Origin of the sequence: Halanaeroarchaeum sp. HSR-CO (assembly GCF_024972755.1) — an archaeon.
Lineage (GTDB): Archaea > Halobacteriota > Halobacteria > Halobacteriales > Halobacteriaceae > Halanaeroarchaeum.
This window is the reverse complement of the sequence record NZ_CP087724.1, coordinates 191501-201620: the sequence shown is the minus strand read 5'-3', so window position 1 is coordinate 201620 and position 10120 is coordinate 191501. Positions and strand designations below refer to the sequence as shown.

Annotated in this window: 11 protein-coding genes; 8 read left to right on the top strand and 3 right to left on the bottom strand. The window is 67.0% G+C overall.

Annotation, left to right across the window (positions count from 1 at the left end; all coding sequences use genetic code 11):
* Positions 1–105 precede the first annotated feature (105 nt).
* Together HSRCO_RS01050 and HSRCO_RS01045 are read left to right on the top strand one after the other, a co-directional pair.
* Positions 106–366 carry a hypothetical protein gene (locus HSRCO_RS01050; protein WP_259518530.1) on the top strand — a complete coding sequence of 87 codons (261 nt, stop codon included), beginning with the start codon at positions 106–108 and terminating at the stop codon, positions 364–366.
* A 243-nt stretch (positions 367–609) separates the two neighbouring features.
* A complete protein-coding gene (locus HSRCO_RS01045; RefSeq protein ID WP_259518529.1) occupies positions 610–2487 on the top strand; it encodes a PAS domain-containing sensor histidine kinase in 1878 nt (625 codons plus the stop codon).
* A gap of 13 nt (positions 2488–2500) precedes the next feature.
* Here the strand turns inward: HSRCO_RS01045 and HSRCO_RS01040 are convergent, their stop codons facing one another.
* Positions 2501–2704: a hypothetical protein gene (locus HSRCO_RS01040; protein ID WP_259518528.1), complete on the bottom strand. Its 204-nt coding sequence runs from the start codon at positions 2702–2704 to the stop codon at positions 2501–2503.
* Positions 2705–3022: 318 nt separating this feature from the next.
* Between HSRCO_RS01040 and HSRCO_RS01035 the strand changes: the two genes are divergently transcribed.
* The gene (locus HSRCO_RS01035) at positions 3023–3706 is read left to right on the top strand and encodes a TIGR00266 family protein (RefSeq protein WP_259518527.1); all 684 of its coding nucleotides are present in this window, start codon (positions 3023–3025) and stop codon (positions 3704–3706) included.
* A gap of 156 nt (positions 3707–3862) precedes the next feature.
* On the opposite strand, the gene HSRCO_RS01030 is transcribed toward HSRCO_RS01035, so the two are convergent.
* Positions 3863–4087: a hypothetical protein gene (locus HSRCO_RS01030; protein WP_259518526.1), complete on the bottom strand. Its 225-nt coding sequence runs from the start codon at positions 4085–4087 to the stop codon at positions 3863–3865.
* Between the two features lie 108 nt (positions 4088–4195).
* Here HSRCO_RS01030 and HSRCO_RS01025 point away from each other — a divergent pair, with 108 nt between their 5' ends.
* The 3 genes from HSRCO_RS01025 to HSRCO_RS01015 all read left to right on the top strand — a co-directional run bounded on the left by HSRCO_RS01025 (position 4196) and on the right by HSRCO_RS01015 (position 7605).
* On the top strand, positions 4196–5866 hold the full coding sequence (locus tag HSRCO_RS01025; protein ID WP_259518525.1) for a PAS domain-containing protein: 1671 nt from the start codon (positions 4196–4198) through the stop codon (positions 5864–5866).
* Positions 5867–6042: 176 nt separating this feature from the next.
* Positions 6043–6882 carry a hypothetical protein gene (locus tag HSRCO_RS01020; RefSeq protein WP_259518524.1) on the top strand — a complete coding sequence of 280 codons (840 nt, stop codon included), beginning with the start codon at positions 6043–6045 and terminating at the stop codon, positions 6880–6882.
* A gap of 45 nt (positions 6883–6927) precedes the next feature.
* On the top strand, positions 6928–7605 hold the full coding sequence (locus HSRCO_RS01015; protein ID WP_259518523.1) for a PGF-CTERM sorting domain-containing protein: 678 nt from the start codon (positions 6928–6930) through the stop codon (positions 7603–7605).
* Between the two features lie 33 nt (positions 7606–7638).
* Here HSRCO_RS01015 and glmM read toward each other — a convergent pair whose 3' ends face one another.
* Positions 7639–9015, bottom strand: coding sequence for a phosphoglucosamine mutase (gene glmM / locus HSRCO_RS01010; RefSeq protein WP_259518522.1), 1377 nt, complete (start codon positions 9013–9015; stop codon positions 7639–7641).
* Between the two features lie 76 nt (positions 9016–9091).
* Between glmM and prs the strand changes: the two genes are divergently transcribed.
* Together prs and HSRCO_RS01000 are read left to right on the top strand one after the other, a co-directional pair.
* The gene (prs, locus tag HSRCO_RS01005; RefSeq protein WP_259518521.1) at positions 9092–9940 is read left to right on the top strand and encodes a ribose-phosphate diphosphokinase; all 849 of its coding nucleotides are present in this window, start codon (positions 9092–9094) and stop codon (positions 9938–9940) included.
* Between the two features lie 2 nt (positions 9941–9942).
* A complete protein-coding gene (locus tag HSRCO_RS01000) occupies positions 9943–10101 on the top strand; it encodes a hypothetical protein (RefSeq protein ID WP_259518520.1) in 159 nt (52 codons plus the stop codon).
* The last annotated feature ends 19 nt before the right edge of the window (positions 10102–10120 follow it).

Here is a 10120-nt window from a genome sequence, read left to right as displayed (position 1 = left end):
CCGGTTAATCGGCCCCAAACCCTACGAAAATCGCGTCGAATCCGCCCGAAATCTGGCTCAGGGTGTCCCCTCCGTATCGGTCCCCGTCGGAGACGCCCAGATGCGATGATCGAAGCAGACCCACTCACGATCGCGACGATCGCGACCGACACAGCACAGACGATCGCCCAGGCCGGCCCGCCCAGCGACCTGCCCGCACAGGTGCCCGACTTCGTCGGCGACCTCCTGGACACGGTCCGGAACGCCGCCGGCGACGGCGGCCTCGGTGAGCAGATCAGCGAACTAACGCCGGGCGGAGATGAGACCGCGGCGGGTGCCAGTAACGGCGCAGGTGCCGGCGCTGGTGCGCAGAACGCGTCCAGCTAGAGCGTACGGCCCCCACAGTCTCCGCTGACGCCCACTGCGCTCCAGGAATCGGTAACCCAATCCGATTTCTCGTGCCTACCTTGCGCCAGGCGGCGGTACCGTCTCGGATCGTCGCGTCGAACCGCCGAGCGAACGCAAGCGACGACCGAACGCTGGGTGGGCGAGCGAGGGCGAATCGGGCCGAGAATCCGTGCCCACAGGCACTAGTCCCTTTTTATGCAATGGCGTACCAAACTGACACGTATGAAACGACCGCCCGACGATGGGGCCGAAACGACGTCGTCTGCGTCTGGTGACGACGTCCTTCGTCGATTCGCGCCACACCCCTACCAGTCGCTCGACGCGGCGGGGAGGATTCGCGTCGTCAACGACGCGTGGCTCGATCGGCTCGGATACGAACGCGAGGCGGTCGTCGGCGAGCCCTTTGCCGATGTTCTCGCCCCGGAATCGAAAGCGGCGGCCGAAGCGCACTTCGAGGCGTTCAAGCGAGAGGGGCAGATCTCCGACGTGGAATTCGAGCTTCGTCGCGCCGACGGAGAGACCATCGCGGTCGCCTTCGACGGCGTGATCGAGTACGACGAGGAGGGGGCATTCCGGCGAACCCACTGTCAGTTCACGGAGATCACGGACCGAAGAGACCGACGGGCGGCACTCGAGCGGACGAACACGGTCCTCACCACCCTGCTGGAGAACCTCCCGTTCGGGGTGCTCATCGAGGATTCGGATCGGGAGATCATCGGCGTGAACGACGCGCTCGTCGAGATCCTGGGAGGACCGGTCGCTGCCGAGGATCTACTCGGCGAGGACTGTGCGCAGGCCGCCGAGGAGGTCAAGGACCGTTTCGAGCGACCCGACGCGTTCATCGACCGGACGGAGACCCTGCTCGAACGGCGGGAACCGGTCCTGAACGAGACCCTCGAACTGGCGAATGGCGACGTGGTCGAGCGCAGTTACGTCCCCTATACCCTCCCCGAGGGGGACGCGAACTTCTGGATCTACCGCGACGTCAGCGACCGGGTCGAGCGCGAACGGGCGCTCGAGTCTCTCCACCACTCGACCCGGGACCTGCTGGACGCCGACGACCGGACGGATCTCGCCGAGCGAACCGTCGCCGCCGCCAAAGAGACGCTCGGCTATCCGATCAGTGTCGTCCGACTCCGCTCGAAGGAACGCGCAATCCTCGAACCGGTCGCCGTCACCGACGAAGCCCGATCGATGCTCGGCGAGCGCCCCGCCTACCCCGTCGGCGAGGGGACCGCAGGCACTGCCTACGAGCGTGGCGAGTCCCTCGTCATCGACGACCTCGAGGAGTGGGACGACGGCTACGACCGCAACCGCGTCCGCTCGGCGATGTACCTCCCGATCGGCGAGTACGGCGTCCTCGGTATCGGTGACGCGGCGGTCGACGCCTTCGATCGCTCCGACGTCCAGTTGGCGTCGATCCTGGCGATGAACGCCGAAGCCGCGCTCCGTCGGATGGATCGAGAACGTGATCTGCACTATCAGAACGAGCGCCTGGAGGAGTTCGCCAGCATCGTCAGCCACGACCTTCGCAGCCCGCTGAACGTGGCGAGCGGGAGACTCGAGTTGGTGCGCGAAGACTGCGACAGCGACCACCTCGACCACGTGGCGGCGGCACTCTCCCGGATGGAGGAAATCACCGAGAACACGCTGACCCTGGCTCGGCAGGGGAAAACCGTCGGCGAGACCGAACCCGTCGCGGCCGATGCGTTGGTCGAGGAGTGCTGGACGATGGTCGACACCGGTGCCGCGACGCTCGCAGTCGACGACGCGTTCACACTGGAAGCGGATCCGGACCGGGTGCGCCAGCTATTCGAGAACCTGTTCCGCAACGCGGTCGAACACGCCGGAGAGTCGGTGACCGTGCGCATCGGCCGCCTCGGTGATCACGGGTTCTACGTCGAAGACGATGGACCAGGGATTCCAGCAGAGGATCGTGAATCGGTGTTCGAGGCCGGCGTGAGCGGGTCGACCGACGGGACCGGGTTCGGCCTCGCCATCGTTCGACGGATCGCCGAGGCACACGGATGGGACGTCGACGTGACCGATAGCGAGTCAGGAGGGGCCAGATTCGAGTTCTCCGGCGTCGAGGTCGACTGAACGGGACGCTGGGCTACCGCTCTTCCCACGCGGTCGGCGCGACGCCCAGCCGGATGACGATCGGGCGGTAGGCGAACGCGATGATGATGACCACGACGAGTTCGAACCAGAATCCCATATCGCCGAGGGCCGCACGCATCACGGCCAGTGCCCCGAAGACCAACAGCAACATCACGAAGTAGTGTGCCAGCAGTTCGAGGATACGAGTGGTGTCCATCGGTGGCAGTTGAGCCGCCGAGGGCAAAAAACTACCTCGAATACCCGGATCGGTACGGGAAGGTCGGATCCAATCGCCGGCACGTCCCGGATAGTTCGTCCGTCGAAATCGGGGGCCGAAGACACAGCATTTGCCGAGTGCGACAATCAGCCTCGTGCAACACTCGGCGGTCGCCTCGCTCTCGGCCGCGCGACGACCCGTCGCGACGGGCAACGCAACCCCACGCGATCCGTCCGTCGCTACGGTACCGCACAGATCCCCGGGGCGCCAAAGGATTACGTGCGATCCAGTAGATAGTCCAAGAGAGCCCTGATCCCCATGGACTACGCATTCACCCACCAGCCCTCGTACACCCACCTCGTCGTCGACCTCGACCCGGGCGAGACCGTCCGGGCCGAACCCGGCGCGATGGTCAGTCACTCCGCCGCAATCGACGTCTCGGCGTCGACGAGTCGCGACGGCATCCTCAAATCCGCGAAATCCCTCTTCGGTGGCGAGTCCGTCTTCGCCGCCGAGTTCACCGCCGAAGACGAACCGGGGCGTGTGACCCTCGCACCTGGCGTCCCCGGCGACGTCCAGCACCACGACCTCGCCGGCGGGAAACTCTACGCGGTCGACGGCGCGTTCCTGGCCTCCGGCCCCGATATCGACATCGACGCCGAGTTCGGCGGTCTCAAGTCCGTCCTGGCCGGCGCGAGTGTCACGCCACTCGCCCTCTCCGGCACCGGCCCGGTGTTCCTCGACGCCTTCGGCGGCATCGAACAGGTCGACCTGGCCGACGGGGAGCGCTACATCGTCGACAACGACCACGTGGTCGCCTGGGAGGAGACGGTCGATTTCGACGCAACCCTGGCCGGCGGCATCACCGCGGCGGCCCTCAGCGGCGAAGGGCTCGTGATGGAGTTCTCGGGCCCGGGGTCAGTATGGTATCAGACGCGCGGGCGCGAGGCGTTCGTCGAGGCCATCGCCGACCTGTTGCCCGACCGGAACGGTGGAGAGTAGGCGAGCGGGGCTATAGCGGTTCGCTGGCAGGGGCGAGCCTCGCTGTTCGCGGTTCCCTTCGGTCACCGCTCTCCGTTCCGAGGTCTTCCCTACGGTCAGACCTCGCTGTTCGCGGGTCGTTCCTCCCCGCTCGCGTTTTCGAGGTCTTCCTTACGGTCAGACCTCGCTGTCCTCCCAGATCCCCATCTCCTCCGCCAGAATATCCGCCAACCGATCCGCCACGACCGGATCCAGTCGCGCCACGTCCGCTCCGTCGTGAACGCGTTCGTTGTGAGTATCGAGCCGTTCCGCGGCATCCGAAAGCGGCACCTTCGACGTCGTCCCGCACTCCGGGCATTCGATGGTAACGCTCGGCGATGGGTCCTCGGAGTCACCCGACATGAACTGACGATAGAGGTCACCATACTTGACGTTCACGCTGTGACGTATCCTGACCCGCGGTCACTCTCCCAAAGTGGTATGTATCGTACGTGTGAGGTTTTACAGGCCATGGAGTCACCGTCCCCGGAGGGGCAGAACCGTCGCTCGCCCCAGGGCATCACGGCACTCTACGTGATCTTCGGCGTGACGTGGATTCTCGTCACTGACGTCCTGCTCTCCGCGGTCTTCGCAAGCAGCGACCTGACCGCGACTGCACAGATGCTCAAAGGACTGTTCTTCGTCGGCGGTACGGGGCTGGTCCTCTTCGCACTCCTCCAGCGACGTGATCGCCGCATCCGCGCGAACAGACAGACGCTCTCGATCCGCGAACGGACCATCGAGAACGCCGTCGACCCCATCGCCGCCATCGACCGAGCGGAGCGATATCTCTTCGCCAACGAGGCGTACCGCGAGTTACACGGTCTGTCGGAGGGCGACGTGGTCGGTCGGACCCTGGAGTCGGTACTGGGCGAAACGACGTACAGACGCGTCTCACCCCACGTCGAGACCGCCCTGGAGGGCGGGGTCGCCACGATTGAAGCGGAACGAACGCATCCGAGGAGCGGGACCCGCGTGCTGGAGACGAGGGTTTTCCCGCTGACGAACGACGACGGCGAAGTCGCAGGGGTGGGAGCCACGATGCGGGACATCACGGAACAACAAGACCTCGAACGCGAATTACGCACCACCGCTACGCGATACCGAACGCTCTTCGACAGTATCCGTGACGCTATCCTCGTCGCGGACACCGACCGCCGGATCGTCGACTGCAACCAGGCGTTTACGGACGTCTTCGGCTACGACCGCGCGGAGATCGAGGGGGAGCCGACCGACCTGATCTACGCCGACAGCACGGCGTTCGAGGGGATGGGTGCCGCCATCGAGGCCCACGAAGATGACCCGAGCGTCTTTCAGACGGTACAGTACGAGACGAAGGCCGGTCGAACCTTCCCGGGGGAGACCTCCGTGTTCTACCACCGAGACGAGACCGGCGAGATAACGGGCTTCATCGGGATGATACGGGACGTCAGCGACCGGCGCCACCAGCTTCGGCAGGTGAAACTCCTCGACACGATGTTGCGACACACCGTCAACAACGACATGAACGTCGTGATGGGCTACGCCGACCTCGTCGACCGCGAGGTGCAGGCGATCGCGGACGGCGACGCAATCGACACGGAGACGGTCGAAACGGTCTCCGAGGCGTCCGAGATCATCCGCGACCGCTGTGACCGACTCGTCGACGCCGTCGAGGACCAGCGCTCCATCACCCGACTCCTGTCCGATCCACCGACGACGACCGAGGTGGACCTGGTTCCGCGACTCCAAGCCGTGGTCGACCGGGCCCGGGACCAGTATCCAGACGCATCGATACAATTCGAGGCCCAAGCCACACCGACCGTCTCTGCCGTGCAGACCGTCGATCAGGCGCTCCAGGAACTCGTCGAGAACGCCATCGAGCACGCAACGGACGCGAACCCCGCCGTCGACGTCGTCGTCGATGTCCACGGGGACGTCGCCAGCGTCGCCGTCGCCGACGAAGGGCCCCCGATCCCCGCGATGGAACGACACGTCCTGACCGGCGAGCGGGACATAACCCAGCTCTATCACGGGAGTGGGCTCGGCCTCTGGCAGGTCCTGTTGCTGGTCGAACAGTCCGACGGCACACTCGAGTTCGGCGAGAACGACCCGCGGGGGAACGAGGTGTCGATCATTCTGCCCCTGGCCGACGACCAGTGAGTCGGGTGGCCCACCGCGCCCGTCCGCGAAGGCACCGTCGCGACTATCGGCGGATGAAACCCTGGATGATCGGTGGATAAATGATCCCCTATCATGCTTAATTCGTCTGAATTCGGCGGTATCGGGCGCCAGCATCTCGCCCTGCTAAGTGGCCGGACCGCGTGGTACCGAGTACGATGAAACGAACCCTGACGGTCCTCCTGGCGGTGGCGATGCTCGTCGCCGCGGCCGCACCCGCGGTGGCGATGACAGCGCCGACCGCCGCGGATGCGACCGGCGACACCCTCGCCGACACGACGACGGTCCCAGATGAATCGGCCGAGAACGCAACCGGTGACACGCCCCCGGGCGCGATGCTCGCCGGGAGCATCGGCGTCCACGAATCCGAGATGAAGGGCGCGATCGAACAGCGAGCCTTCGGCCACCAGATCGCGGCCGCCGCATCGAACGAGTCCAAAGCCCAGGTCCTCAAACAGACCCAGGACCGGACAGGGGAACGACTGACCGACCTCGAGGAGCGCAAGACACGCCTGGAACAAGCCCGTGAGAACGGGACCATCGCCGAGTCGCAGTACCGCGCTCAGGTGAGCGTCGTCGCCGCCGAGTCGGCCAGGATCCAGGCCATGGCGAACACGACCGAGCGCACGGCACAGGGTATCCCCAACGAGACCCTGCGGGCGAACGGTGTCAATGTCACCGCGCTTCACCAGATGCGTGACCGAGCCCACGATATGACCGGTCCCGAGGTCGCCGAGATCGCTCGGCAGATCGCCGGTGACGACGTCGGCGCGCCGATGGGGCCTCCAGAACACGTTCCGGGCCCCCAATCAGGCCCGCAGGCGGGGATGGGTAATTCGACTGGCCCCACCGACGACAGACCCGGTACCGCCGGGAACGGAATGATGAACGGCTCCAGGGGAGACGCACCCACAAACGGCGGATCTGCTAACGGACCGATGACTGACGAGACGGCCGACGAACCGACGAACGAAACCACGACCACCGAAGCGACCTGAGACAGCGTGAATTCTTCTTCATTCCACCCGACGGGGTGGCATCGATTGGCGAATGCATCCCTCGCCCTCGTCGTCGTCACGGTCCTGATCGCCGGAGTCGGCCCGGTCGCAGCGCAGGACCGACAGACGGACCCCGCCGTCGTCGTCGACCTCGACGAGAGCGGAACCGCTGACGTGACCGTCGTGATGACATTCGACCTCACCGCGGACGCCGAACGCGAGGCCTTCGCGACGCTCCGGACGGACGAGGCGGCACTCGCCGACCTCGAGACGCGCTTTGCAGACCGGATGGACGCCACCGCCAGCGCGACCGCTGACCGGGTTGACCGCGACGTCGTCGCCCGCGACGCCAGCGTCACGCTCGACACCGTCGACGGGGGCGACACCGGCATCGCCACCCTCTCGGTCACCATGGAGAATCTCGCGGGAGTCGACGACGGGCAACTCACCCTGACCGAACCGTTCGCCAGCGGGTTCACAGCGGACCGGCCCCTCGTCGTCCACCCACCGAATGGGTACACCCTCGGGAGCGGGGACCCCGCCCCGACGGGCCAGAGCACCGACACGCTGACCTGGGGTGCGGACACGACGTTCGATGGGTTCGAACTCGTGCTCGAGGCCGAGGATGGCGAGACCGCAACCGCGACGCCGGGCTTCGGTATCCTCGCGGGGGCCGTTGCACTGACCGGCACCGCGCTGCTGGGCCGCCAGCGCCGCCACTGAGAGGCCGATAATCGGGTGGGCGGCCGGATTCGGCTACAGTTCTCCCGCACTCGCGAGCGCGTTCTGGAGACGGTCCTCGAACTCGCCGACGAGTGTCTCCGCCCGCGCACGGTCGGTCGCCTCGGCGTAGATACGGACCACCGGTTCGGTACCGCTGGGCCGCGCCAGCACCCAGGCGTCGCCGTAATCGAGACGGTAGCCGTCGATGGTCGTGACCTCGGCGTCGGTGGCCGACTCGGCGTAGTCCGCCGCGGCCGCCACCAGCCGATCGCGTTCGCGAGTGGTATCGTACTCCACGTTCACGCGAACGTTGTCGTACCCTCCGTAGGGGGCGACCACCGCACTCGCGGGGTCTTCGGCGAGCAGTTCCAGGAACCTGGCGGCCGTGTACGCACCGTCACGGTTCACCCGATACGACGGGAAGATGACCCCGCCGTTGCCCTCGCCAGCCACGGGAACGCTCTCGCCAGCCTCGCGCAGTTCCCGGATGCGAGTCATGATCCGGGTGCTCCCGATCGGCGTCAACTCGAGGTCGGCCCCGACGCGGTCGGCCACGTCGACCAGCCGCTGGGAGACGTTGACCGCGGAGACGGTGGTGTCGCCTGGGGAGAGTCCCGCCTCCGCCAGGGCCGCCAGAGTGGCGTCGCCCTCGATGTAGGTGCCGGTCTCGTCGAAGAAGATGGCACGGTCGGCGTCGCCGTCGTGGGCGATACCGACGTCGGCGTCGGCTGCCCGGACCAAGCGGCCCAGATCCTCGAGGTTCTCGGCGACTGGTTCGGGATCGCGACCCGGGAAGTGACCGTCGGCCTGTGCGTTGACGGTGACCACGTCGCAGCCCAGGCGGCGGAAGAACTCGGGACTCGTCAGCGCGCCGGCGCCGTGGCCGGGGTCGAGGGCGACGGTCAACTCGGCATCGGCGATGCGCTCTCGGTCGACCGATTCGAGGAGGTCGGCGATGTAGCGTCGGTTGGCTCCCTGTACCTCGAGGTCCGTCCCCGTCGCCGCCCACGAAACGGCTTCGGCGGACTCCGAGAGGAACGGCTCCTCGACGCGTTCGATGGCCGCGACCGAGAGTTCGACGCCGTCGGCGCCGATCAGCTTCACGCCGTTGTATTCGGGCGGGTTGTGCGAGGCGGTGATCATGACGCCGGGCACGCCCTCGGCCTCGCAGTACGACTGCAGTCCCGGCGTCGGGACGACGCCCAGGCGGTCGACGTCCATCCCCACGCTCTGCAGGCCGCTGGTGGCGGCGTTCGACAGCATCCGCCCCGTCGTCCGGGTGTCGCGAGCGACGGCGACGCGGTCCGCGTCCCAGACGGTCCCCGCAGCCAGTGCCACGCGCAGGACGAACGAGGGCGTCAACTCCTCGTTCGCCACGCCCCGGGTGCCGCTCGACCCGAATACTTTCATCGCGTTATCCTGTGCGAGCGACCGGCAAATGGGTTCCGAAGGAAACGCGTAAGCCGTCGGCAGGCAATCTCGAAGCATGATCGTCAGCACGAGCGACTCCCAGGCCGTGGCCGCCGCGCTCGCCGAGGCGACCGGCGACTCGCTGGCCGAGACCGCCTACGAGCGATTCCCGGACGGCGAACTGCTGGTCGAGGTCCCCCCGGTCGACGGACGGGCCGTCGTCGTGGGGTCGACCATCTCCAGCGACGCCCACCTGGAACTACTGCTCCTGCAGGACGCCGTCCGCGAGGCGGGCGCCGACGAGGTCGTCACCGTCCTGCCTTACATGGGCTACGCTCGCCAGGACGAGGCCTTCAGCGAGGGACAACCCGTATCCGCCCGGGCGGTCGCTCGCGCTATCTCTCCCACCACGGACCGCGTCGTCGCGGTGAACCTCCACGAACCAGCCATCGCCGACTTCTTCGACGTCCCCGTCGACGCGGTCGACGCCGCCGGGGTGCTCGCCGACCCGCTCCCGTCGGCACTCGAATCGCCCGTGTTCCTCTCGCCCGACGAGGGAGCCATCGACCTCGCCGAGACTGTCAGGGACGCCCGCGGCGAGGGTGCGGTCGACTACTTCGAGAAGGACCGGGATTACGACACCGGCGCGGTCACCATCACCCCGAGCGAGGTCGACGTGTCGGACCGCGACGTGGTCGTCGTCGACGACATCGTCGCCACCGGGTCGACGATGAGCGAGGCCATCGCCATCCTCCAGGAGCGCGGCCCGAACCGTGTGTTCGTCGCCACCGTCCACCCGCTGTTCGTGGGCAACGCCAGAAGTAAACTGGCGAACGCCGGGGTCGAAGCCGTCCTGGGCACCGACACCATCGAGCGCGCCGTCTCGCGGACCTCCGTCGCGCCAGTCATCGCCGAGGTACTCTGAGGATGGGGTGGGTCGCGAAAGCGGTCGGCGCCGCCATCGTGGCCTCGGTGCTGGCGGTCCTGGTCTCCATGTTCGCCTTCGGTCGACCGCTCTCCTCGTCGTACGCCGCGGCCGCCATCTCGGCCGCCGTCGCTATCGTGGTCGTCTTCTTGAACCGGTAGGACCGCCCCGGTCGAGCGC

Excerpts from the sequence above, each read along its gene's own strand:
- HSRCO_RS01050 (WP_259518530.1), top strand. The coding sequence starts at position 106 with ATGATCGAAGCAGACCCACTCACGATCGCGACGATCGCGACCGACACA.
- HSRCO_RS01045 (WP_259518529.1), top strand. The coding sequence starts at position 610 with ATGAAACGACCGCCCGACGATGGGGCCGAAACGACGTCGTCTGCGTCT.
- HSRCO_RS01040 (WP_259518528.1), bottom strand. The coding sequence starts at position 2,704 with ATGGACACCACTCGTATCCTCGAACTGCTGGCACACTACTTCGTGATG.
- HSRCO_RS01035 (WP_259518527.1), top strand. The coding sequence starts at position 3,023 with ATGGACTACGCATTCACCCACCAGCCCTCGTACACCCACCTCGTCGTC.
- HSRCO_RS01030 (WP_259518526.1), bottom strand. The coding sequence starts at position 4,087 with ATGTCGGGTGACTCCGAGGACCCATCGCCGAGCGTTACCATCGAATGC.
- HSRCO_RS01025 (WP_259518525.1), top strand. The coding sequence starts at position 4,196 with ATGGAGTCACCGTCCCCGGAGGGGCAGAACCGTCGCTCGCCCCAGGGC.
- HSRCO_RS01020 (WP_259518524.1), top strand. The coding sequence starts at position 6,043 with ATGAAACGAACCCTGACGGTCCTCCTGGCGGTGGCGATGCTCGTCGCC.
- glmM (WP_259518522.1), bottom strand. The coding sequence starts at position 9,015 with ATGAAAGTATTCGGGTCGAGCGGCACCCGGGGCGTGGCGAACGAGGAG.
- prs (WP_259518521.1), top strand. The coding sequence starts at position 9,092 with ATGATCGTCAGCACGAGCGACTCCCAGGCCGTGGCCGCCGCGCTCGCC.
- HSRCO_RS01000 (WP_259518520.1), top strand. The coding sequence starts at position 9,943 with ATGGGGTGGGTCGCGAAAGCGGTCGGCGCCGCCATCGTGGCCTCGGTG.